Raw genomic sequence first — 24566 nt, 5'->3', positions numbered from 1 at the left:
GTTCCCAACTGCCCTCTGCCATCCTCCAACGGCGTGCCGGGGCATTTCGGCGGATAGAGTACGCAAAAATATTTCTATTGCAAGAAATAATCAGTATCTTGCAAATTTGCATTATTTGCATAATGTTTGCCATATGAACGAACAGAAAACCAGAAGGCCGCGTCAGGCCGACATCGCTACGCTGGCCGGCGTCTCCGTCTCCACGGTGTCGCGCGTCCTTGCCAATGAACCCGGCATCAGCGAGACCGTCCGCCGCCATATCCTGAAGGTGGCGGCCGAGCACGGCTATCCTGTCAAGTCGGTCGCTGAGGCCGTTTCCGGTGGGCTGGCGCTGATTGCCAGCGACGGCGTCACCGGCGGGCTCAGCGTTTTCTATGAGGCGATCGTCGAGGGTTTGCGCGCCGGCGCTGCCGAAGCGGGCATGCCCTTCGAGGTCCGGCTGGTCCGCGAGGATCGCGCTGTGCCGGATGCTGTGCGCGATTACATGCAGACGGCCGGCGCCGAAGGTCTCTTTCTCGTCGGCATCGATCCGAACGAGGTGCTCCGGGACTGGCTGGAAGCCAGCATGACGCCGACCGTTCTCGTCAACGGCACCGATCCCCGAATGCGCTTCGACGGCGTTTCTCCGGCTAATTTTTTCGGCGCCTATGAGGCGACCAGCCGGCTGACCAAGGCCGGCCATCGCCGCATCCTGCATCTGACCGCCTCGCACCGCCACACGATCCGCGAGCGCATTCGCGGTTTCGAAGCGGCGATCGCCGCCGTGCCAGGCGCCGAGGGCCGCCTCGTGCCCTTGGTCCTCCAGGGAAGCCCCAGCCGCGAGTCGCATGAGCGCACGGCCGCGATCCTTGCCGAGGACCCCGGCTTTACCGCCGCATTCTGCATGAACGACTTCATCGCCGTCGGCGTGCTCGAGGCCGCCACCGAGGCTGGCCTGCGTGTGCCGGAGGACTTCGCGATCGTCGGCTTCGACGATCTGCCATGCGCCCTGATGACCAATCCGCGGCTTTCCACCATGCGCGTCGACCGCGCCGCTCTCGGACGCGAGGCCGTCTCGCTGATGCTGTCCCGGTTCCGCAACAGAAAGGGTGCGGCGCGCCACATCTGCCAGGCGGTCGTCCCCGTTGCCGGAGGAACCGTTCCGAATGCCGAACCCGTGAGAGATGCCGATGACCTATGATCCCGCCAGCGCCAATCCGCTTGCCGGCAATCCGCTGGAAACCCGCGCCGATATGAGCCGTGCGCTGCTTGATCTCTTCGACCCACTGCTTGCCTGTTTCTCCAAGGGCAATGCCCGCGTCAGACTGAGCGGCGCTGCCGCTCATTTCGACCGGGCGGCGGCCGATCTCGAAGGTTTCGCCCGGCCGCTCTGGGGATTGGCGCCGCTCGGCGCCGGCGGGGGCGACTTCGCCCATTGGCATCGTTTTGCCGAAGGCCTCGCAAACGGCACCGACCCCGCCCATCACGAATATTGGGGAACGGTCAACGGCCGCGACCAGCGCATGGTCGAGCTCGCTGCCCTCGGTTTTGCCCTGGCGCTGGTGCCGGAAAAGATCTGGGAGCCGCTCGATGCGCGCGCCCGCGGCAATGTCGTCGCCTATCTCAAACATGCCAGGCAGTTCGACTACGCCGACAACAACTGGAAATTTTTCCGTATCTTCGTCGATATCGCCCTCGATCGCCTCGGCGCCGATTTCGACCGCAGCCTGACACGGCGGTATCTGGAAGAACTCGAAGGCTTCTATATCGGCGACGGCTGGTATCGTGACGGAAACGTGCGCCGCATCGACCACTATATTCCCTTCGCCATGCATTTTTACGGGCTGATCTATTCGAAGCTCGTCGACGACGATTACGCGAAACGCTACCGCGAGCGCGCCATCCTCTTTGCCCGGGATTTCCGCCACTGGTTTGCCGCCGACGGCGCGACGATCCCCTTCGGCCGCAGCCTGACCTACCGTTTTGCCTGCGCCGGATTCTGGTCGGCGCTCGCCTTCGCCGATGTCGAGGCGCTGCCCTGGGGCGAGGTCAAGCATCTCTGCCTGCAGCATCTGCGCTGGTGGAAGGACAAGCCGATCGCCGACCGCGACGGCGTGCTGTCGATCGGCTTCGGCTATCCGAACCTGCTGATGTCGGAGAGCTACAACTCCGCCGGCTCGCCCTATTGGGCGCTCAAGGCCTTCCTGCCGCTGGCGCTCGCCGAGGATCATCCTTTCTGGACCGCTGAGGAAAAGGCGCCGGAGCAGACGTCGGCAGTCGTCCCGCAGCGCCATCCCGGCATGGTGATCATGCGGACGGGCGGCGATGTCGTCGCACTGTCCTCCGGCCAGGAAAACCTGCAGATGCGTTTCGGCACGGAAAAATATGCGAAATTCGCCTATTCCACCCGGTACGGCTTCAGCGTCGAATCCGACGAGCGCGGTTTTGCGCTCGCCGCCTTCGATTCGATGCTGGCCTTCAGCGAGGACGGACTGCACTACCGCGTACGCGAGACGAATGAGGAGGCAAAACTCGCGGGCGATGTGCTTTATGCGAAATGGTCACCTTTCCCCGATGTCAGCGTCGAAAGCTGGCTGGCGCCCGCGGCCCCCTGGCATATCCGCCTCCACCGGATCAGGGCGGCCCGGCCGCTGAGGGTCGCCGAAGGCGGCTTTGCCGTCGCCCGCCGGGATTTCGAGCTGGACAGGCTGTCGGCTTCCGATGGCGCTGCCTATGCGATCGGAGAAGCCGATTTTACCGGCATTCTCGACCTGGGATCGTCGGTCAAGCGCGCCGGGCTCGCGCAGAAGGCCCAGCCCAACACCAATATGATCGTCGCCAAGACCATCGTGCCGCAACTGCGCGGCCAGACTCCAGCCGGCGAAACCATTTTGGTGACGGCGGTGCTGGCGCTCGACGATCCCTCCGCCGTCGCCTCCGCCTGGACGCGGCCGCCGAAAGCGCCTGATCTTGCGGCGCTGGAGGCGCTGGTGCGGGAAAAGGGCTTGACCGTCAGCGCCATCGAAGCACCGGGCCAGATGCCATGAGTCGCCCGGCCATCGTCCTTGCCATGGAGCCGTCGCGCACGGAACATGTCCTGCCCGATCAGATCCTTCGTCGGCTCGATACGATCGGCCGCCTGCTGGATTCCGAGCCGCTGCAGCACTTCGAGGACGAACGCGCCAGGCGCTTGCTGGCCGAAGCCGAAATCCTGGTCACCGGCTGGGGCGCGCCCTATGTCGGGCCTGAGATTCCCGCTGCCGCCCCGCGGCTTCGCCTCATCGTCCATGCGGCAGGCACGGTGAAGGGCATCATCGACAACGCCATCTTCGACGCCGGCGTTGCGGTCAGTCACGCCGCCGAGGCCAATGCCGTGCCGGTTGCCGAATTCACCCTTGCCGCGATTCTCTTCGCCGGCAAGCGCGCCTTCCGGTTCCGCGATCTCTACGTCGCCGACCGCAACCGCGATCGCACCTACTCGCTGCAGTGCGAAGCGATCGGCAACTATGGCCGCACCCTCGGCATTATCGGCGCCTCGCGCATCGGCCGGCGGGTCATGGAGCTGTTGAAACCCTTCGACTACAGGCTGCTGCTCTTCGATCCCATGGTCGTTGCCGCCGAGGCAGCCGAACTGGGAGCGGAGAAGGTCGATCTCGACGAGTTGGTGCGCCGCGCGGATATCATTTCCCTGCACGCGCCGTCGCTGCCGTCGACGCAGCATATGATCGATGCGCGAAGACTGTCGCTGATGAAGGACGGGGCAACGCTGATCAACACCGCGCGCGGCATACTCATCGATGAGGCCGCCCTGCTTTCGGAGCTGAAGACCGGCCGCATCGACGCGGTCATCGACGTGACCGATCCGGAAATTCCGGAGGCCGGTTCGGTCTTCTACGATCTGCCGAACGTTTTCCTGACGCCGCATATTGCCGGCGCCGTCGGTCTGGAACGGGCGCGTCTCGGCGAGATGGCGGCGGATGAGGTCGAGCGCTTTACGACCGGCCGGCCGCTGCTCTACCAGATCCGCCGGCAGGATCTCGAAACCATCGCCTGACGCAACCAGCGGCGCGCGTCAGCGCGGTGACCTCAACGAATTGGGCGAGCCGTCATTGGCAAGCTCGGGCATCAGCTCGGCGATATCGACCACCTTGCCGGTGCGCGAACTCGTCAGCGCGGCAATGCCGCAGAGCACGGACATGGCGCCAGCCCGCGTGCCGGCGCGCTGGCCGAGCCTGTCTTCCATGCCCGGCTTGAAGATCATGTTGCGCATCCGGTCATCGCCGCCGTAATGGCCGCCGGTGAAATGCGGGACGACGATGCGCTCAACAGCTTCCTTCCCGTTCGGGAAATTGCGGATGAGAAGAATCGTGTCCTCCTTCGGCTCTTCCCAGGGCTGCGCCTCATACTGGCGGATTTCGATACGACCCTTGGTGCCGTTGAAGGCCAGGTGATGGCCTTCGATCGGCTGGAAGGTGTTCAGCGAATAGGAGGCATGGACATTGTTGCGGTAGCGGATCGAAACGACCATCGTATCGGGAATGTCGATGTCTTCTCGGAAGACGCAGCCGTCGCGGAAATAGCCGTCAATCTCAGAGGGATCCTCATAGAGCTGATCGAGGAAAGGATCCTTTTCGAGATCGAGATAATAGTCGCATTCATGTGCGTGCGGACAGAGCTTGCAGCGGGGTCCACGGAACGGCCCCTTGCGGCCGTAATTCTGCAGATCGGCGAAGGAGGTGACGGCCTCTGGATCGCTGTCGAGATACCAGTTTAGAAGATCGAAATGGTGGGTGGCCTTGTGAACGAACAGGCTGCCGGAATTTTCCGTATAGGCATGCCAGCGGCGGAAGTAGTCGGCGCCATGCTTGGTGTTGAGATACCAGTGGAAATCGACGGAGGTCACCCGGCCGATCTCGCCGGCATTGAGCAGTTCCTTGATCCTGGCGGCCGTCGGCGCGTAGCGATAGTTGAAGGAGACGTCGACCCGGCGGCCGGTGCGCTTCTCGGCATCGAGAATCCGGCGAATTTTCTCGATCGAGGTGGTCATCGGCTTTTCGGTGATCACGTCGATGCCGGATTCCAGCGCCCGCACGATGATATCGTCATGCGTATGGTCGGGCGTGCAGACGATGGCCAGGTCCGGCTTCTGCTCGGCAAGCATGGAATCGATGTTCTCATAGAGCGGCGCATTGCTGCCGATCATGTTGCGGGCGCGCTCGCCGCGCAGCGAGTTCTTCTCGACGATGGCTGTGAGGTCGACATGTTCGCGCCAGCCGGCAAGCAGGTCCTTGCCCCACATGGTGGTGCCGCGGTTTCCGGTACCGATCAGGGCAAAACGGCGTTTCTCCATCGAATGATTCTCCTGCATGCGTGATGAAACAAATATGGAAACTTAGATCTGGCAGCAGCTCCGGAAGCGCTCGACGCAGGTAGCGATCACCTCGTCGGCCGGACGCTTCCACCAGTTTTCGGCCGAAAAGATCTCCACCTCCTGCGCGCCAAAGAAGCCGGCGGCCTCGATCATCCGTCTTATGCCTTTGAGGTCGATGACGCCATCGCCCATCATGCCGCGGTCGAGCAGCATGTCCTTGGTCGGCACCAGCCAGTCGCAGATGTGATGGGCGAAGATGCGTTTCATTCGGCCGGCGCGGGCAATCTGGTTGGCGAGATCGGGATCCCACCAGACATGGTAGACGTCGATCGCCACACCGACGTCCTCGCCGAGATGTTCGCACATGTCGAGCGCCTGGCCGAGCGTGTTCACGCAGGACCGGTCGGCGGCATACATCGGATGCAGCGGCTCGATCGCAAGCTTCACGCCTGATGCCTGCGCATGCGGCAGCACGGCGGCGATGCCGTCGAACACCATCTGCCGGGCCGCGACGATATCCCTGGAAGCGCCCGGCAAGCCGCCGACGACGAGCACCAGGCAGTCGGCTGAGAATGCCGCCGCCTCATCAATGGCGCGTCGGTTGTCGTCGAGGTTCTTCTGCCAGTCGGCATCGTTCGCCGCCGGAAAGAAGCCGCCGCGGCAAAGGCCGGTCAGCTTGATGCCGTTCGATTTGACGATCCTGACCGCCTCGTCGAGGCCGGCCTTGGCGACCTGGTCGCGCCAGGGCGCGATCGAGGTGATGCCGTGTTTCAGGCAGATGTCGACGGCTTCGGCAAAGCCGCATTGTTCGCGGATCGTCGCCAAGTTGATCGAAAGTCCTTCGACCTGCATCTTCATTCCCTTTCCGTTGCCCTGCCTGAGATCAGTGAACGCCGTGAACGGCGAGCACTTGGCGCATGCGCGCCGCCGCGAGTTCCGGATCGGCCAGCACCCGCGCCTTGTCGGCCAGGCGGAAGAGTTCGGCCAGATGCGTGAGCGAACGCGTGCTCTGCTGGCCGCCGACCATGACGAAATGGTCCTGCAGGCCGTTGAGGTAGGCGAGGAAGACGACGCCGGTCTTGTAGAAGCGCGTTGGCGCCTTGAAGATGTGGCGCGACAGCGGCACCGTCGGCTCGAGCAGATCGAAGAATTCGTGATTGCTCTTGCGGCCGAGCGCGTCGAGCGCAGCCGAGGCCGCCGGCGCGATCGCATCGAAAATGCCGAGCAGCGCGTCGGAGTGGCCCTCTTCGTCGCCGGCGATCAGTTCGGCATAGTTGAAGTCGTCGCCGGTATACATGCGCACGCCCTTCGGCAGCCGGCGGCGCATCGCCACTTCCTTCTCCTTCGATAGCAGAGAGATCTTGATGCCGTCGACCTTTCCGGCATTGGCCTCGATCACCTCAAGGCAGGTCTCCATCGCTTTCAGATGGTCGTCATTGCCCCAGTAACCCTGAAGCGCCGGATCGAACATTTCGCCGAGCCAGTGGATGATGACCGGCTCCTTGACCTGGCGAAGGATGCGGTCATAGACCCTGCCGTAATCGTCCGGCCCCTTGGCGGCGACGGCAAGCGCCCGGCTCGCCATCAGGATGATGCGCCCGCCGGCCACCTCCACCGTTTCGATCTGCTCTTCATAGGCCTTGATGATTGTGTCGACGGTCACGTCAGGACCGGGCGACAGGTGGTCGGTGCCGGCGCCGCAGGCGATCAGCGCATCCTTGCGCCCGGCCGCCTCGCCGAGCGCCCGGCGGATGAGGTCACGCGCCTCCGGCCAGCCGAGGCCCATGCCGCGCTGCGCCGTGTCCATCGCTTCGGCAACGCCGAGGCCGAGATCCCAGAGCCGGTGGCGGAAGGCGAGCGTCCGCTCCCAATCGATTGCCGGCGTCAGCCAGGGATCGTTGTCGGCAAGCGGGTCGGCGACGACGTGCGCCGCCGCAAAGGCGATGCGCGGAAAACTCTTGGCGTCGCGCTTCTTCAGTTCGACCGGCGTGCCGGTCAGCGTGTAGGGAACGATCTTGCCGTCGAGGGGGAGATTGATCGTCGTCACGGTTCAGAACTCCAGTGCGGGAACATCGAGCCAGCGGCGCTCGGCCCAGGATTTCAGCCCGAGTTCGGCCAACTGCACGCCCTTGGCGCCGGCCTCCAGGCCGTAGGGCCACGGCGCATCTTCGACGACATGGCGGATGAACATTTCCCACTGCGCCTTGAAGCCGTTGTCGAAGGCCTGCGTATCCGGAACCTCGTCCCAGGTCTTGTAGAAGTCGATCGTCTGCGGCTGGTCGGGGTTCCAGACCGGCTTCGGCGTGTTGACGCGGTGCTGGCTCCAGCATTTCGTCAGCCCGGCGACGGCCGAGCCATGCGTGCCGTCGACCTGGAAGGTGACGAGATCGTCACGGCGCACGCGCACCGCCCAGGAGGAATTGACCTGTGCGATCACACCGCCTTCGAGTTCGAAGGTCGCATATGCTGCATCATCGGTGTCGCAGTCATAAGGCTTGCCCTGCTCGTCGATGCGGCGCGGAATATGCGTCGCACCAAGGCAGGAGACGGCTTTCACCTCGCCGAACAGGTTGTCGAGCACGTAGCGCCAGTGGCAGAGCATGTCGAGAATGATGCCGCCGCCGTCGCCCTTGCGGTAGTTCCAGGAGGGGCGCTGGGCCGGAACGCCCCAATCGCCCTCGAAGACCCAGTAGCCGAATTCGCCGCGCACCGAGAGGATCTTGCCGAAGAAGCCGGAATCCCTGAGCAACGCCAGCTTGCGCAGGCCAGGCAGGAAGAGCTTGTCCTGCACGACGCCGTGCTTGAGTCCGGAGCGGCGCGCCTTGCGGGCAAGATCGATCGCCACTTGCAGATCGTCGGAAATCGGCTTTTCGCAATAGACGTGCTTGCCGGCGTCGAGTGCCTTGGACAGAAGCTCGGCGCGCATCAGCGTCGTGCCGGCGTCGAAGAAGACGGTGTCGTCGGGATTGGCGAGTGCGGCATCGAGATCGGTCGACCAGCGCTTGATGTTATGCTTCTTCGCCAGCTCTTCCATCTTGGCGCCGTTGCGGCCGACGATGATCGGGTCGATCTCCAGTTTATCGCCCGATTTCAGCGTGATGCCGCCCTGGTCGCGGAAGGCCAGGATCGAGCGCACCAAGTGCTGGTTGTAACCCATGCGGCCGGTGACGCCGTGCAAGATGATACCCAAGCGTGCCATTTTTTCCTCCCTGCAATCTTTTGCGGCGGGAGCGGGCATCCTGGCCCGGCCCTCCCAAGCCGGTAACTAAACGGTTACTTGATGGCAGAAGAGCGGCGAGCCTGTCAATAGTCAAATCCTGCTTTTGCTATTCAGCGCTTGATCGAGGCGAGGGTGACGTGGACGATATGGCTTTCCCAGGCGTTGAGATTGGCCGGCTCGATCAGGTCGCGGCCGAAGATCGTCGAGAGCGTGTATTGGTTGGAGAGGTAGAAATAGCCGAGCGAGGCGATCGTTAGGTAGACATGCAGCGGATCGGCCGTCTCGATGAAGACGCCCTGCTTCTTTCCCCGCTCGAGCACCTGGGAAAGCTCGCCGATCAGATGCGAATGCAGTTCCTTGAGCCGGATAGACTGGCGCAGCCACCGGGCGCGATGCAGGTTTTCCGTGCCGAGCAGGCTCAGGAATTCCGGATGCTGGAGGAAATAGCGCCAGGTGAAGAGCGCAAGCTCCCCGATGCCTTCTTCGGGGCTGCGATCGCCGATATGGAGCGCCCGCTCGGCGGTGCGGATGCCGACATAGGCTTCCTCGAGCACTTTGAGGTAGAGCTGCTCCTTGTCGCCGAAATAATGGTAGAGCATGCGCTTGTTGGTGCCGGCCCGTTCGGCGATGGCGTCGACGCGGGCGCCGCCCATGCCGTTTTCGGCGAATTCGCGGGTTGCCGCTTCCAGGATCGCCGCGCGTGTCCGCTCCGGATCGCGCTGGGCCGTCCGTTCCGTGGATGGCCGCCGGGCCTGTTTCTTTCCGCTATTTCCCCCGCCGTCGTTCATCGCTCCACCCCTGTCTTCACATGTTGCGCTCATAAGCCTTCGGTGCGAAATTGTAAAAACCGAATTTGGAAGGGCTGCCCGCTGGAACAGAATGCTTGGAGCATGATGTCGCCCGAACCCGCTGACGCATTTCGCCACCATGCTCTGACCGACACCGCTTGACAGGCTTGCCGCTTTGCTCGTAGCTTGTAACCAATTAGTTATTTGCGCAAGCAAAACTAGTTTGGAAGCGTGTGGAGGCGCTTCCCTTTGGAGGAGGAAAAAATGACTCTGCGTGTAAACAGACGTAATTTCGTGGCCGGAGGCGCCGCCCTTCTGTCGCTCTCGGCGCTTGGAACCAGCGCTTTTGCACAGGAACAGCGCTTGCGCCTCCTGTGGTGGGGCTCGCAGCCGCGCGCCGACCGCACCAACAAGGTGTCGCAGCTCTATCAGACGAAGAATGCCGGCACGTCGATCACCGGCGAATTCCTCGGCTGGGGCGATTACTGGCCGCGCCTTGCGACCCAGGTCGCCGGCCGCAATGCGCCTGACGTCATCCAGATGGACTACCGCTATATCGTTCAGTACGCGCGTCGCGGCGCCCTTGCGCCGCTCGAATCCTATATGCCGGCCAAGCTCAATCTCGACGATTTCGACAAGGCGCAGATCGAGGGCGGCAGCGTCGACGGTCATCTCTACGGCGTTAGCCTGGGCGCCAACTCGGCCGCGACGGTTCTGAACACCACCGCCTTCAAGGAGGCCGGGGTAGACCTGCCGACGCAGGCGACCACCTGGGACGAGTTCGCCCGCATGGGCGCCGAGATCACCAAGGCCGGCAAGCGCAAAGGCATGTTCGGCCTCGCCGACGGCAGCGGCGGCGAGCCTCTGTTCGAAAACTGGCTGCGCCAGCGCGGCAAGGCGCTCTATACCGCCGACGGCAAGATCGGCTTCGACGTCGACGACGCGTCGGAATGGTACGATATGTGGGCGAAGTTCCGTGAGGCCGGCGCCTGCGTTCCCGCCGATATCCAGGCTCTCGACAAGAATGATATCGAAACCAACACAGTGTCGCTCGGCAAATCTGCGGCCGGTTTTGCCCATTCCAACCAGTTCGTTGCCTATCAGGCCATGAACAAGGACAAGCTGGCGCTCACCAACTATATGCGCATCAAGCCTGATTCGAAGGGCGGCCACTATCGCAAGCCTTCGATGTTCTTCTCTGTTTCGGCCCAGTCGAAAGCGATCGACCTGGCCGTGGACTACATCAACTTCTTCGTCAAGAATCCCGAGGCAGTGCTGCTCTTGGATGTCGAACGCGGCATTCCGGAATCGGCCGCCATGCGCGAGGTCGTCGCGGCGAAGCTCGATGACAACGGCAAGGTTGCATTGGCCTATGTCAGCGGTCTCGGCGATCTCGCCGGCAAATTGCCGCCGCCGCCTCCGGCCGGTGCCGGTGAAGGCGAGCTGATGCTGCGAAACATCGCCGAACAGGTCGGTTTCGGACAGCTGTCTCCCGCCGACGGCGGCAAACAGCTGGTCACCGAAATTACGCAGATTCTCGCACGAGGCTGATCCCGTATGAGCAATGCGATGCGCACGCCCGCAGGGGCCATAAATGTGGAAAGATATCAGGGGGCCGTGGCCGAGGGACGCTTCCGGCGTCTCTGGAATGCCAATGCCCCCGGCTATCTCTTCCTCCTGCCATGGCTTGTCGGCTTTTTCGGGCTGACGCTCGGGCCGGCCCTGATTTCGCTCTACCTCTCCTTCACCGACTTCGACATGCTGCAGTCGCCGCGGTGGGTGGGAATGGCGAATTACGTGCGCATCGCCACGGCGGATCCGAAATTCTCGGCCGCCATGCACGTTACCCTGACGTATGTTGTCTTCTCGGTGCCGTTCAAACTGACCTTCGCCTTGCTGATCGCCATGGCGCTGAACCGCGGCCTGCGCGGCCTGACCTTCTATCGCGCCATCTTCTACCTCCCTTCCTTGTTGGGCGGCAGCGTGGCGATCGCCGTGCTCTGGCGCCAGCTTTTCGCCAGCGATGGTCTCGTCAATGCCGCGCTCTCGCAGTTCGGCATCGAAGGTCCGAGCTGGATTTCGCATCCGAACTATTCGATCTACACGCTGGTGGCTCTGTCGGTCTGGCAGTTCGGCTCGCCGATGATTATTTTCCTCGCCGGCCTGCGCCAGATTCCCCAGGATATGTATGAGGCCGCAAGCCTCGACGGCGCCTCGAAATTCCGCCAATTCTACAAGATCACCCTGCCGCTTCTGACGCCGGTGATCTTCTTCAACGCCGTCGTCCAGACCATTGATGCCTTCAAGGCATTCACGCCCGCCTTCATCATCTCAGGCGGCACGGGCGGTCCGATCAACTCGACGCTGTTCTACACGCTCTACCTCTATCAGGAAGCCTTCGGCAATTTCCGCATGGGCTATGCCTCGGCGCTCGCCTGGATCCTGGTGCTGATCATCGCCGTTTTCACCGCTTTCTCTTTCCTGACCTCGCGTTATTGGGTGCACTACGATGACTGAGATGACCGCTTCCGTCACCGCGGCCAGGCCGCCATCGGATATCACCAAACGCAGCCTGCCGGCGTCGCTCATCATCCACGCCCTGCTGATCGCCGCATCGCTTCTGATGGTCTATCCGCTGTTGTGGATGGTTTCGGCATCGGTCAGGCCGGAAACCGAGATATTCTCGTCGACCTCGCTCATCCCGTCGTCGATCGATTTCTCCTCCTATGCGCGCGGCTGGGTCGGCCTCGATGTCAGCTTCGGCCGGTTCTTCTGGAATTCGCTCGTCATTTCGCTGCTGGTGGTGACGGGCAATGTCATCGCCTGTTCGCTGACGGCCTACGCCTTCGCCCGGCTGCGTTTCGCCGGCCGGAACTTCTGGTTCGCGATCATGCTCGGCACGCTGATGATCCCCTATCACGTGACGCTGATCCCGCAATATGTGCTCTTTCTCAACCTCGGCTGGGTCAACACCATCCTGCCGCTCGTCGTGCCGAAGTTCCTGGCAAGCGACGCCTTCTTCATCTTCCTGATGGTGCAGTTCTTCCGCGGCATCCCGCGCGAACTCGACGAAGCCGCCATGATGGACGGCTGCAGCGCCTGGCGCATCTATTGGAAGATCATGCTGCCGCTCTCGCTGCCGGTGCTGGCGACCGCAGCGATCTTCTCCTTCATCTGGACCTGGGACGATTTCTTCGGCCCGCTGATCTACCTGAACGACATGAACACCTACACGATCCAGCTCGGCCTGCGCACCTTCGTCGATTCCACCAGCGCATCGGATTGGGGCGGACTCTTCGCCATGTCGACTTTGACTCTCGTGCCGGTGTTCTTCTTCTTCCTATTCTTCCAGCGCCTGCTGATCGAAGGCATCGCCACGACCGGCATGAAACGCTGATGGCGGCAATGGGAAAGAGTGACATGAGCATCAAGACGGTCGCGATCGTCGGCTGCGGTATCGGCCGCTCCCACATCGTCGAAGGTTACCTGCCGCATGCCGACAAGTTCAGGGTCGCGGCGATCTGCGATCTGAACGTCGAGCGGCTGGCTGCGGTCGGCAACGAATTCGGCATCGAGCGCCGCACCACCTCCTTTGCGGAGCTGCTCGCCGACGATACGATCGATATCATCGATATCTGCACCCCTCCCGGCGTGCATCTGGAGCAGGTGGTCGCAGCACTTTCTGCCGGCAAGCATGTCGTTTGCGAAAAGCCGCTGACCGGCTCGCTCGCCGGCGTCGATACGATCATGGAGGCGGAAAAGAACGCCAAGGGCGTACTGATGCCGATCTTCCAGTACCGCTACGGCGACGGCATCCAGAAGGCCAAACGGATCATCGATGCCGGCATTGCCGGCAAGCCTTATACGGCTTCGGTCGAAACCTTCTGGCTGCGCAAGCCGGAATATTATGCAGTGCCCTGGCGCGGCAAATGGGCGACCGAGCTCGGCGGCGTGCTCGTCACCCATGCGCTGCACCTGCACGACATGCTGATGCATCTGATGGGCCCGGCGGCCAGGGTCTTCGGCCGCGTCGCCACCCGCGTCAACGATATCGAGGTCGAGGACTGCGCCTCCGCCAGCCTGCTGATGGAAAACGGCGCCTTCGTCTCGCTGTCCTGCACGCTGGGTTCCCAGGAGCAGATCAGTCGGCTGAGGCTGCATTTTGAAAACGTCACCTTCGAAAGCACGCACGAGCCCTACACGCCGGGCAAGGATCCCTGGAAGATCATCGCCGCCAATGACGACATCAAGCAGAAGATCGACCGCGTGGTCGGCGATTGGCAGCCGGTCGCGCCGCGTTTCACCACGCAGATGGGTCAGTTCCATGCCTTCCTCAGCGGCGAGGGACCATTGCCGGTGACGACGAGGGATGCGCGCCGCGCTCTGGAACTCGTTACCGCCATCTACCAGTCTTCCGACAGCGGCGCCGAAGTGCCGTTACCGGTCGGCCCCGACAGTCCGAAATACGCCGATTGGCGCGCAAGAACCAGGTAACGGCCAAGTAACCGGCCAAAGTAACCGCCAAGAGAGGGTTTTGAGACGATGGCAACCAGTGTCGTTCTTCAGAAGGTCGAGAAGCGCTACGGCGCCTTCGATGTGATCCACGGCATCGACCTGACGATCGATCCCGGCGAATTCGTCGTTTTCGTTGGCCCCTCGGGCTGCGGTAAGTCGACCCTTCTGCGGATGATCGCCGGCCTCGAGGAAATTTCGGCCGGGGCGCTGCTGCTCGACAGCGAACGCATGAACGAGGTGGCGCCTGCCAAGCGCGGCATCGCCATGGTCTTCCAGTCCTATGCGCTCTATCCCCACATGTCGGTCTACAAGAACCTTGCCTTTGGCCTGGAGACAGCAGGCTACAAGAAGGCCGAGATCCAGCCGAAGGTCAAACGCGCAGCCGAAATCCTGCAGATCGAGAAGCTCCTGGAGCGCAAGCCGAAGGCGCTCTCCGGCGGTCAGCGCCAACGCGTGGCGATCGGGCGCGCCATCGTGCGCGAGCCGCGCATCTTCCTGTTCGATGAACCGCTGTCGAACCTCGATGCCGAACTGCGCGTGCAGATGCGCGTCGAGATCTCCCGCTTGCACCGCCAGCTCGGCAACACGATGATCTACGTCACCCACGACCAAGTCGAGGCCATGACGATGGCCGACAAGATCGTGGTGCTGAATTCCGGCCGCATCGAGCAGGTCGGCGCACCGCTCGATCTCTATAACAATCCCGCCAATCGCTTCGTCGCCGGCTTCATCGGCAGCCCGAAGATGAATTTCCTGAAGGCCCGCATCGAGCAGCTGGGCGAAGCCGAAACCAGCATAAATGTCTGCGGTAATTCCGTGCACCTGCCGCGCCGCCTGAAAGGGGAGGCCGGCCAGGACGTTACCTTCGGCATCCGTCCCGAGCATCTTTCTCTTTCCGGCGGCGCCATCGCGCTCTCCACCGTCAATGTCGACCTCGTCGAAAATCTCGGCGGCGCCACGATGCTCTACGCCACGACCCCGGATGGCCAGCTGCTGACCATCGCCCTTGACGGCCAGCAGAAGGTCGAGCGCGGCACCAATGTGACGACCTTCTTCGATCCGGCCCGCTGCCACGTCTTCGATGCCTCGGGCAAGACGATCTGACCAAGTGGCGCTACGCGCGTGCGAAAGAGCGCGCGCAGCTTGACAGCCGATCCTCCTCTGTCCCATCATTTCGAGGTGGGCGAGGGGGATGAGCATGACGCCTGAAGATCGGATTCATGCACTCGGCATCTGGCAGGGCCCGATCGAAATCTCGCCGATATCAGGCGGCATCACCAACAGAAACTATCTGGTCAGCGATGCCGTCGCGCGTTGCGTGGTGAGGCTCGGCACCGATATCCCGCTCCATCACATCATCAGGCAGAATGAGCTCGCCGCAAGCCGCGCGGCCCATGCCGCGGGAATCTCGCCCGCCGTCATCCACCATTCGCCGGGCGTTCTGGTGCTCGACTATATCGAGGCGCGGGCGCTTTCGCCGGAGGATATCAGGGCGCCTGACATGCTCGCCCGTGTCGTGCCGCTGGTGCGAGCCTGCCATCGCGATATTGCCCGGCACTTCCGCGGCCCGGCGATGATCTTCTGGGTCTTCCACGTCATCCGCGATTATGCGGCCAGCCTGAAGGCAACGGGCAGCACCCATCTTCCGCTGCTGCCGAAGCTGATCGCTAGCGCCGAGACTTTGGAACAAGCGGCCGGCCCGTTCGAAATCGCCTTCGGCCACAACGACCTCCTTGCCGCAAACTTCCTCGATGACGGCAAGCGGCTCTGGCTCATCGATTGGGACTATGCCGGTTTCAACACGCCGCTGTTCGATCTCGGTGGATTGGCCTCCAACAACGAGTTTCCAAAGGCGGCTGAGCAAAGGATGCTGGAGAGCTATTTCGACCGGCCGCTCACCGATGAGCTCAGCCGCCGCTACGGCGCGATGAAATGCGCCTCGCTGTTGCGTGAGACGCTCTGGAGCATGATTTCGGAAATCCATTCCACCATCGATTTCGACTACGCCGCCTACACTGCCGAAAATCTCGCGCGCTTCGAGCGCGCCTATCAAGCCTTTGAACAGGATCGATAAATGACGAGAGAATTACCGAAGACGGCAAAGGCCGTGGTCATCGGCGGCGGCATCATCGGCTGCTCGACGGCCTATCATCTCGGCAAGCTCGGCTGGACGGATACCGTCCTGCTTGAGCGCAAAAAGCTGACCTCCGGCACCACCTTCCATGCTGCCGGTCTCGTCGGCCAGCTGCGCACCAGCGCCAACATCACCCAGCTGCTCGGCTATTCCGTCGATCTCTACAAGCGTCTGGAAGAGGAAACCAGCCTCGGCACCGGCTGGAAGATGAATGGGGGCCTTCGCCTTGCCTGCAACGAGGAGCGCTGGACCGAGGTCAGGCGCCAGGCGACCACGGCGCAGTCCTTCGGCCTCGAAATGCAGTTGTTGACGCCGCAGGAGGCTTTCGATCTCTGGCCGCTGATGACGATCGACGATCTCGTCGGCGCCGCCTTTCTTCCGACCGACGGCCAGGCCAACCCTTCCGATATCACCCAGGCGCTGGCGAAAGGCGCCCGCATGTCGGGCGTCTCGATTTTCGAGGATACCGAGGTTCTCGATCTCGAAATCGACAAGGGAAAGATCCGCGCCGTCATCACCGCTGAGGGGCGCATCGAATGCGAGCGCGTCGTCGTCTGCGCCGGCCAATGGACGCGCGCCTTTGCCGCACGCTTCGGCGTCAACGTGCCGCTGGTCTCGGTCGAGCACCAATATATCATCACCGAATCCTTCGGCGTGCCCTCCAACCTGCCGACGTTGCGCGATCCCGATCGGCTGACCTACTACAAGGAGGAGGTCGGCGGCATCGTCATGGGCGGCTATGAACCCAACCCCATTGCCTGGGCGGAGAAAGGCATACCCGAAGGTTTCCACTATACGCTGCTCGACAGCAATTTCGACCATTTCGAACAGATCATGGAACAGGCGCTCGGCCGTGTTCCGGCGCTGGAAAATGTCGGCGTCAAGCAGCTGCTGAACGGCCCGGAAAGTTTTACGCCGGACGGCAATTTCATTCTCGGCGAGGCGCCGGAGCTGAAGAACTTCTTCGTCGGCGCCGGCTTCAACGCCTTCGGCATCGCCTCGGCCGGCGGCGCCGGCATGGCGCTCGCCGAATGGGTGACGAAGGGCGAGCCGCCCTACGATCTCTGGCCGGTCGACATCCGCCGCTTCGGCCGTCCGCATTTCGATACCGACTGGGTGCGCACTCGCACGCTCGAAGCCTATGGCAAACACTACACCATGGCTTGGCCGTTCGAGGAGCATTCGAGCGGGCGCCCCTGCCGCAAATCGCCGCTCTATGACCGGCTGAAGGCGCAGGGCGCCTGCTTCGGCGAAAAGCTCGGCTGGGAGCGGCCGAACTGGTTCGCCGATCTCTTCGCCAACGAGGAGCCGCGGGATGTCTATACCTACGGCAGACAGAACTGGTTCGACGCTGTCGGCCGCGAGCATAAGGCGGTGCGCGAGGCGGCCGTCATCTTCGACCAGACCTCCTTCGCGAAATTCGTGCTGAAGGGCAAGGACGCCGAGGCGGCACTCTCCTGGATCGCCGCCAACGATGTCGCAAGGCCCGTGGGATCGCTCATCTACACGCAGATGCTGAACGATAAGGGCGGCATCGAATGCGACCTGACCGTCGCCCGCATCGCCGAGGACGAATATTACATCGTCACCGGCACCGGTTTCGCCACGCATGATTTTGACTGGATCGCACGCAATATTCCGGCGGAGATGCATGCCGAGCTGGTCGACGTTACCTCGGCCTATTCCGTTCTGTCGCTGATGGGACCGAATTCGCGCGCGGTGCTGGAAAGAGTGACGAGCAGCGACGTCTCGAACGCGGCCTTCCCCTTCGGCCAGGTCCGAACCATCGGCATATCGGGCTGCCCGGTGCGGGCGCTGCGCATCACCTATGTCGGCGAGCTCGGCTATGAACTGCATGTCCCCATCGAATATGCGACGACGGTCTATGACGCGCTGATGGCATCAGGCGGCGAGCTCGGTCTCGTCAATGCCGGCTACCGCGCCATCGAAAGCTGCCGCCTGGAAAAGGGCTATCGCGCCTGGGGTTCCGACATCGGTCCCGACCATACGCCTATCGAGGCCGGACTCGGCTGGGCGGTGAAGATCAGGAAGAACATTCCCTTCCGCGGCCGCGAGGCGATCGAGCGGCAGCTTTCGGGCGGCGTGAAGAAACGTCTCGCCTGCTTCGTTCCCGACGATCCCGACGTGGTGCTGCTCGGCCGCGAAACCATCTATCGCGACGGCAAACGCGTCGGCTGGCTATCGAGCGGCGGCTTCGGCTACACGCTCGGCAAACCGATCGGCTACGGCTACGTCCGCAATGCCGATGGCGTGACGGAGGATTTCATCCTCTCCGGCACCTATGAGCTCGATGTCGCCAGGGAACGCATCCCCTGCAAGGTGTCGCTGGCGCCGCTCTACGATCCGGATATGGTGCGGGTGAAGGCGTGACGGGTTGACTTTACGGTGCGTTCGAGCGCTCCGAGGATATAGTTTTAGGAGGAGAGGGTGTGCCTCGGCCGCCCCCCTCTGCCCTGCCGGGCATCTCCCCCACAGGTGGGGAGATTACAAGTGGCCAAACCTTCGCATCCGTCTATCGTTTCGTCGGGCTGTGACGCCAGTTGTTTGGGGAAGCAAGTGAGCCCAGCCAATCTCCCCACCTGTGGGGGAGATGCCCGGCAGGGCAGAGGGGGGCGGCCACGGCACGCCCTCTCTGTCAGAAAACATCAAAACAACGGCAGCCGATCGTCCTGGATCAGGATCTCCAGCTTGTCCGACACATCCTGCGTCCACGCTCGATGTTCCGTCAAAGCCTTCGGGAAAAGTCCGGGGAGGGTGAAAAGCGCCGCCGATATCGCCAGGCCCGTGCGGGGAACATCGGCGATCAGTGCAGCGATTTCTGCTGCTCTGGGATCGCGCAACTCATAACGTTTGCCATTGCCATGCTCGCCGATCGCATAACGCATCCAGGCCGCGACGGCGATCGCATAGGTCTCCGCCCGGTCGCCATGCGCCAGCGCTTCGCATGCAGGTTCCAGCAGCCGCTGCGGCAGTTTCTGCGTGCCGTCCATGGCGATCTGATAAGTGCGATGCGCGATCGCCTTATTTGCAAAGCGCGCTATCAATTCATTGGCATACTCATCGAGATTGATCCCCGGCACCGCATTGAGCGTTCGCGCCGCCGCATGCATGTGGCGGTAGGCAAGCGCCGCCAGACCGGCATCGTCCATGACGTCGCGAATGAATTCATAGCCGCCAATATAACCGAGATAAGCGAGCAGCGAATGGGCTCCGTTCAGCATCCGAAGCTTCATCTTTTCGTAGGCCGAGACTTCCTCGACCATCAGTGCGCCGTGCACCTTTTCCCAGGCCGGCCGGCCATTGGCGAAGTGGTCTTCGATGACCCATTGCGTAAAGGGCTCGGTCTCGATCGCCGCCATGTCGCTGCGGCCGGTCAGCCGCTCGGCATCGGCATAGGTCGCCTCGGTGCTGGCGGGCGTGATCCGGTCGACCATCGTCGAGGGGAAGGGCACATTCGTCTCGATCCAGCGATGCAGATCGGCGTCGATGCGGGAGGTGAATTCCAGCACGAGGCGCTTCAGCACCGCGCCGTTGCTCGGCAGGTTGTCGCAGCTGAGCGGCGTAAACGGGGCGACGCCCTTCTGCCGGCGGCGCGCAAGACCTTCGACGAGATAGCCGATGACGCCACGCGGCGCATGCCGGTTGGCGAGGTCGGCGACAATATCGGGATGTTTGAGATCGAGGCCGCCCGTTGCCGGATCGAAGCCATAGGCCTTTTCCGTCACCGTCATGCTGACGATGCGGATATCGGGATCTTCGAGCCGCGCCAGCAGGCCGGCGGGATCGCGCGGCGCCACATGCGCCTTCAGGATCGAGCCGATCACATGCGCCGTCGTGCCTGACGTATCGCGGATCAGGACCGTATAGAGCCCATTCTGCGCGCTGAGATTGTCCGCGACATCAGGTGTGCGCAGGCTCGCCACCTCGATGCCCCAGTCGCCGCCCGCGGCTGCGAGCGCGCCATCCGTGAAGGGCGCGAAATGGGCGCGGAAGAAGGCGCCCGGGCCGAGATGCAGGATACCGGCCTTCAGGCCATTCCTGTCATAGGCTGGAAGCTTCGCCGTCGGCGCAAGGCCGGTCACGTTCTGCAGTCTATCGCTCACAGCTTATAGGCCTTCTTTGCGTTATCATAGGAGAGTTCGCGTGCGACGATCTCGGCTTCCTTCCTGGAAATCCGGTGCTCGGCGGCGAGCCCAGCGAGGAAGCGGCAGACTTCACGGCGCCAGACGTCGTGCCGTGCCGGGATCGACAGCAGCGCGCGCGTATCGTCGTTGAAACCCGCCATATTGGCGAAGCCGGCCGTCTCCACCACTTGGTCGAGATAGCGGCGGATGCCGAGCGGGCTGTCATGGAACCACCAGGGCGGCCCGATCATCAGGCAGGGCCAATGGCCGGCCATCGGTGCGAGTTCCCGGGCATAGGTCGTCTCGTCGAGCGTGAAGAGCAGCACGCGCAAGCCAGGCGCGTGGCCGTATTTCGAAAGCAGCGCATTGAGGCCGCCGACCCAGTCGGTGCGCGTCGGAATATCGGCGCCCATATTGGGGCCGCGGGTCGCAAAGAGCCCGCTGTCGGTATTGCGCCGCGAGCCGGCATGGATCTGCATCACCATGCCGTCTTCCGCCGAAAGCCCGGCCATCTCGGTCATCATCTGGCCGCGGAAAAGCTCCGCGTCGGCAGGCGAAAGCGGCCCCTTCAGCGCCTTGTCGAGCAGCGCCTGTTTTTCCGCAAGCGGAAGGTCGGCAGTGAAGGCGCTCGGCACGCCGTGATCGGTGGCGGTGGCGCCGAACTGGCGGAAATAGGCACGCCGGCGCCGATGCGCCTCGATCAGCCCGTCCCAGCATGTTACGTCGGCACCGGTGATCTCTCCGAGCTTTATGAGGTTGTCGCGGAAGCCGACCGCATCAGGATCGGTGACGCTATCCGGCCGGTAGGTAGTGCGGACCTTGCCGATCCAGCCGTCCGCCGCCATTTTCTGATGGTGCGCCAGCGGGTCGAGCGCGCCTTCCGTCGTCGCGATCGTTTCGATGCCGAATCGCTGATGCAGCGCTCGCGGGCGAAATTCGGGACGGGCGAGCTGGGCGTTGATGTGATCGTAGAGCGCATCGGCGTTATCAGGTGTCAGCGGTTCGGTGCAGCCGAGCACGGCCGACATCGCATGATCGACCCAGAGGCTCGACGGCGTTCCGCCGAAGAGATGGTAGTGCTTGGCGAAGGTCCACCAGATCGCCCGACCCTCGGCCACCGGCTTGCCGTCGAGGCGCGGGACGCCGAGCTCGTCCAAGGCGACGCCGACGCTGTGCAGCATGCGGAAGAGATAGTGATCGGGAATGACCAGCAGCGAAGCCGCATCTTCGAAAGGCTTGTCGTCGGCAAACCAGGACGGTTCGGTGTGCCCGTGCGGGCTGACGATCGGAAGACCGCGCACGGTCTCATAGAGGTCGCGCGCAATGGTCCGTGTTGCCGGGTCGGCCGGAAAGAGCCGGTCCGGATGAAGAAAGCCGTTTCCTACATCCATCAGTATTCCTCCCTGATGGATAAAGGGCCTACCCCACAACATCAGACACGGCAAGGTCTTTTAGTAACCAAACGGTTCCGTTTTGCGCACGGCTGTATTGACCGTCGAAAACATTGACGAAGCGACCTATTTCCGCTTTGGGGAGAACCATCTGTTCTGCCGGTTTCGGCAAAGGAGGATCGATGTCCGACGAGACGAACCGCATCACCCGGCTGGAGGAAATGCTGGCCCATCAGGCAAAGACGATCGAGGAACTGTCCGATCAGCTTGCCGAGCAATGGAAGATCGTGGAGCAGATGCGCACCAAGCTCGACCGGCTGACCGAACGTTTCCTGTCGCTCGAGGAACAGTCGCTGGAAGCGCCCGCGATCACCCGCCCGCCGCATTATTGACGGCACGCGGCCTGCCGGGCGCCCCCGAAGGGAAAGCGGTTTCGCAATGTGCGCCTTTGCGCTATAGCGCTACTGCATGATTATCTCTAATCGGAAGCGGTTTAGGGATGGAATTGTGCAGCAATTCAAAGCGCTGCAGCGTCCTTTACGCCTCTGAAAAGAGGCGGCGCTGTAGGTAGGCATTCGAACGAAAGACAGTCCCATGGCGGCCACCATACGTTATCACGAAGGCGATATTTCCGCGGCCGATGCCGCCCGCTATACCGGCGCGATCGCGATCGATACCGAAACGCTTGGCCTGGTGCCGCGCCGCGACCGGCTCTGCGTCGTCCAGCTGTCGCCGGGTGACGGCACCGCCGACGTCATCCGCATCGCCGCCGGCCAGAAAGAGGCCCCCAATCTCGTCGCTTTGCTCGAAGATCCCACTCATCAGAAGATCTTCCATTACGGCCGCTTCGATATTGCCGTGCTCTTCCACACCTTCGGCGTCACGACTACGCCGGTCTTCTGCACCAAGATCGCTTCGCGGCTCTGCCGGACCTATACGGATCGCCACGGGCTGAAGGACAATCTCAAGGAGATGCTCGAGGTCGATATCTCCAAGGCGCAGCAATCTTCCGATTGGGCGGCCGAGACGCTGTCGCCGGCGCAGCTCGAATACGCCGCTTCCGACGTGCTTTATCTGCATGCCCTGCGCGACAAGCTGACCGAACGGCTGATCCGCGACGGCCGTTTCGACCATGCCACGGCCTGCTTCGCATTCTTGCCGACCCGCGCCAAGCTCGACCTGCTCGGCTGGGAAGAGGCCGATATCTTCGCGCACAGCTGAACGAATGGCCTTTGCGTTCTGACGATCGCCGCGGATGGCTGTCCGCGGCCGTTAGCGTTTCGTTAAGATCTCTTTATTAAAATTCACGTTAATTTTTATGCATTCGATGACGCCGGAATTGCGTCATGCGGACGGGAGGATCTGCTGGAATGCAAGGGGCCGGATGAGCGCGGTCCTTTCATAGAGCCTGCTTTCATCGTCACTTTACGAAAGGGCATGCCATGTTGTCTCCCGTTCGTGCAGCGTCCAATGCAAGCTTTTCGTCCCAAGGTCAGACTGCGGCAGTCGTCGCGGGCGGTCTCGGCCGGTCGGTGATCGCGCCCGCGCCCGTCAACGCCGTTGAAGCCACGGACCTCAATTCCGCCATCGCCGGCAAGCTCAATATCCTGCTTCTCGCCGCGCGCGAGCGCATGGTCGAGGCTCTGTTCGATGTCATCGATGCGGCCGGTCGCTCGATTTCGCTGGGTCGCAGCGAGGATGAGACCAATCTTGCTTTTGCTTCCCGGCTTGCCGACGCCATACGGCGGCTGCCGGCGGCCAAGATCGACGAGGTCGAGCGCCAGCTGACCGCGCAGGGCCACAGCCTGCCGCTCCGGCTGATTGCCGAAGCGCTGAAGAACCCGACAGGGCCGGAAGCCGCCCGGATCATCGCCTATCTCGAAATCGTCCGCTACAAGGATCGCGATCTCGCCGCCCGTGCTGTTCTGCGCTCCTACGGCCAGAACGACGCTTCGCCGATGCGCGCCGAAGCCCGTCCTGAAATACAGCTGCACGAGAACAGTTTGCCGGCCGTCATGCGCCAGCCCGCAGAAAAGGCGCCGGTGCCGGCTGATCTACTGACCGAGACCGAACCACGCGCGACTGCCGAAGAAGCGGTCATTGCCGAAGCCGCGGAAGCTGCCGATCCGGAAACGCCGCAGACGGAAAGCCGGGCTCAGTCCGCTCCGGCGGCGGCAAGGGACGTTGCCCCGGAAAAATCCCCAGCGCAGGAGAACGAAGCAAGCCAACCCTTGCCGGCGGAGACTGCCGCGGCCGATGACGCGCCGGAAACGACGGAGGCACTTCCCGCCCAGCCTCGCGCGGCGTCGGAAAAGCTCGATCCCGTCATTCCGAGGAATTGGGCGGGAATCGTCGCCTCGATGACCGAAGAGGTCGCCGAGATGATCGCCACCATCATCCGCGAGCAGGATATCGAACCCGTGGTGGAAGATGGCCCCGTCGAGGCGGCCGTGGAGATCGACGCGATTCTCGATGAAGCCGTCATCAGCGATGCCACCGAGACCTTGACGAGGCAGCCGGCCGAATTCGCCACGCCCGATACGCGCCAGTCCGCCGTACTTCGCCCGCCGCAGATGGATTTGGAGATAGCGGCAGCCCGCCAGCCGAAAGACATCGCCGCGCAGCCCGAATCGCTGCCGATGCCGGCGCCGGCCGAGGCTTCCTATCTGCCGCTGCAGGCAAGAATGCCGGATGGCCTGCCCTATGCCCAGCTGCCCTATCAATTCGCCAAGGATACGCCGGAAAACGAGACGGCCGGCGAAACGCATCACCAGCATCAGCACCACCACGGCGATGCTCCCGAGGATGAGCAGCAGGCGCAGGGCGGCGGCGAGGATGCCGAGGCCGATGGCGAGGAGACCGAGGCTCAACCGGCACGCAGGACGCCGAGAATGGTCGATTCCGATCCGACGCCGCATTCCGCCGGCGCGGCCGCCGATCCCGTCTACGCGCTCTATCAGCGCATGGTCGGCTGGGAATAGCAGGTTTCATTGCTTGAAAACAAAGAACCCGCCGGATCGCTC

20 protein-coding genes are annotated in these 24566 nt (G+C 62.8%); 13 read left to right on the top strand and 7 right to left on the bottom strand.

All coding sequences use genetic code 11. From position 1 onward, the window contains the following. Positions 1-133: 133 nt before the first annotated feature. From ATY77_RS06940 to ATY77_RS06930, 3 genes are read left to right on the top strand one after another with little or no spacing between them, the layout of a single operon-like run. Positions 134-1180 carry a LacI family DNA-binding transcriptional regulator gene (locus tag ATY77_RS06940; protein ID WP_088686675.1) on the top strand — a complete coding sequence of 349 codons (1047 nt, stop codon included), beginning with the start codon at positions 134-136 and terminating at the stop codon, positions 1178-1180. Next, on the top strand, positions 1170-3026 hold the full coding sequence (locus ATY77_RS06935) for a DUF2264 domain-containing protein (protein WP_088686705.1): 1857 nt from the start codon (positions 1170-1172) through the stop codon (positions 3024-3026). Before ATY77_RS06940 ends, ATY77_RS06935 begins: the two co-directional genes overlap by 11 nt. After that, entirely contained in the window at positions 3023-4033 is a 1011-nt protein-coding gene (locus ATY77_RS06930) for a hydroxyacid dehydrogenase (protein ID WP_088686674.1), read from the top strand. The genes ATY77_RS06935 and ATY77_RS06930 overlap by 4 nt, the downstream gene beginning before the upstream one ends. Positions 4034-4051: 18 nt before the next feature. On the opposite strand, the gene ATY77_RS06925 is transcribed toward ATY77_RS06930, so the two are convergent. The 5 genes from ATY77_RS06925 to ATY77_RS06905 all read right to left on the bottom strand — a co-directional run bounded on the left by ATY77_RS06925 (position 4052) and on the right by ATY77_RS06905 (position 9358). After that, positions 4052-5329 (bottom strand): Gfo/Idh/MocA family oxidoreductase, encoded by a 1278-nt coding sequence (locus ATY77_RS06925; RefSeq protein ID WP_088686673.1) that lies wholly within the window; start codon positions 5327-5329, stop codon positions 4052-4054. A 42-nt stretch (positions 5330-5371) separates the two neighbouring features. Then, positions 5372-6202: a sugar phosphate isomerase/epimerase family protein gene (locus ATY77_RS06920; RefSeq protein WP_088686704.1), complete on the bottom strand. Its 831-nt coding sequence runs from the start codon at positions 6200-6202 to the stop codon at positions 5372-5374. 31 nt (positions 6203-6233) lie between these two features. Further along, positions 6234-7397 carry a dihydrodipicolinate synthase family protein gene (locus ATY77_RS06915; protein ID WP_088686672.1) on the bottom strand — a complete coding sequence of 388 codons (1164 nt, stop codon included), beginning with the start codon at positions 7395-7397 and terminating at the stop codon, positions 6234-6236. Positions 7398-7400: 3 nt separating this feature from the next. Further along, positions 7401-8549, bottom strand: a complete 1149-nt coding sequence (locus ATY77_RS06910) for a Gfo/Idh/MocA family oxidoreductase (RefSeq protein WP_088686671.1) — start codon at positions 8547-8549, stop codon at positions 7401-7403. A 131-nt stretch (positions 8550-8680) separates the two neighbouring features. Beyond that, positions 8681-9358, bottom strand: coding sequence for a TetR/AcrR family transcriptional regulator (locus tag ATY77_RS06905; protein WP_088686670.1), 678 nt, complete (start codon positions 9356-9358; stop codon positions 8681-8683). A 264-nt stretch (positions 9359-9622) separates the two neighbouring features. Between ATY77_RS06905 and ATY77_RS06900 the strand changes: the two genes are divergently transcribed. From ATY77_RS06900 to ATY77_RS06870, 7 genes are all read left to right on the top strand, one after another. Then, the gene (locus ATY77_RS06900; RefSeq protein ID WP_088686669.1) at positions 9623-10909 is read left to right on the top strand and encodes an ABC transporter substrate-binding protein; all 1287 of its coding nucleotides are present in this window, start codon (positions 9623-9625) and stop codon (positions 10907-10909) included. 6 nt (positions 10910-10915) lie between these two features. Then, the gene (locus ATY77_RS06895; RefSeq protein WP_088676358.1) at positions 10916-11875 is read left to right on the top strand and encodes a sugar ABC transporter permease; all 960 of its coding nucleotides are present in this window, start codon (positions 10916-10918) and stop codon (positions 11873-11875) included. A gap of 1 nt (position 11876) precedes the next feature. Then, positions 11877-12755: a carbohydrate ABC transporter permease gene (locus ATY77_RS06890; protein ID WP_176539009.1), complete on the top strand. Its 879-nt coding sequence runs from the start codon at positions 11877-11879 to the stop codon at positions 12753-12755. Then, a complete protein-coding gene (locus ATY77_RS06885) occupies positions 12755-13852 on the top strand; it encodes a Gfo/Idh/MocA family oxidoreductase (RefSeq protein ID WP_190237588.1) in 1098 nt (365 codons plus the stop codon). Before ATY77_RS06890 ends, ATY77_RS06885 begins: the two co-directional genes overlap by 1 nt. Before the next feature lie 48 nt (positions 13853-13900). Next, positions 13901-14977, top strand: coding sequence for a sn-glycerol-3-phosphate ABC transporter ATP-binding protein UgpC (gene ugpC / locus ATY77_RS06880; protein WP_088686667.1), 1077 nt, complete (start codon positions 13901-13903; stop codon positions 14975-14977). A gap of 94 nt (positions 14978-15071) precedes the next feature. Further along, positions 15072-15947 (top strand): phosphotransferase, encoded by an 876-nt coding sequence (locus ATY77_RS06875; protein WP_088686703.1) that lies wholly within the window; start codon positions 15072-15074, stop codon positions 15945-15947. After that, complete coding sequence (locus tag ATY77_RS06870; protein WP_088686666.1) at positions 15948-18398, top strand: FAD-dependent oxidoreductase; 2451 nt, start codon at positions 15948-15950, stop codon at positions 18396-18398. Between the two features lie 275 nt (positions 18399-18673). Here ATY77_RS06870 and ATY77_RS06860 read toward each other — a convergent pair whose 3' ends face one another. Beyond that, complete coding sequence (locus ATY77_RS06860) at positions 18674-20131, bottom strand: mannitol dehydrogenase family protein (protein ID WP_088686665.1); 1458 nt, start codon at positions 20129-20131, stop codon at positions 18674-18676. Further along, positions 20128-21543, bottom strand: a complete 1416-nt coding sequence (gene uxaC, locus ATY77_RS06855; RefSeq protein WP_088686664.1) for a glucuronate isomerase — start codon at positions 21541-21543, stop codon at positions 20128-20130. Before uxaC ends, ATY77_RS06860 begins: the two co-directional genes overlap by 4 nt. Positions 21544-21725: 182 nt before the next feature. Here uxaC and ATY77_RS06850 point away from each other — a divergent pair, with 182 nt between their 5' ends. The 3 genes from ATY77_RS06850 to ATY77_RS06840 all read left to right on the top strand — a co-directional run bounded on the left by ATY77_RS06850 (position 21726) and on the right by ATY77_RS06840 (position 24524). Further along, a complete protein-coding gene (locus ATY77_RS06850) occupies positions 21726-21935 on the top strand; it encodes a SlyX family protein (RefSeq protein ID WP_064805813.1) in 210 nt (69 codons plus the stop codon). Positions 21936-22137: 202 nt separating this feature from the next. After that, a complete protein-coding gene (locus tag ATY77_RS06845; protein WP_088676367.1) occupies positions 22138-22764 on the top strand; it encodes a ribonuclease D in 627 nt (208 codons plus the stop codon). Between the two features lie 221 nt (positions 22765-22985). Further along, positions 22986-24524, top strand: coding sequence for a hypothetical protein (locus tag ATY77_RS06840; protein ID WP_088686663.1), 1539 nt, complete (start codon positions 22986-22988; stop codon positions 24522-24524). Positions 24525-24566 lie beyond the last annotated feature (42 nt).

It is taken from the genome of Rhizobium sp. R634, from assembly GCF_002211305.1.
Classification (GTDB): domain Bacteria; phylum Pseudomonadota; class Alphaproteobacteria; order Rhizobiales; family Rhizobiaceae; genus Rhizobium.
This window is presented reverse-complemented; position numbering and strand designations above follow the sequence as displayed.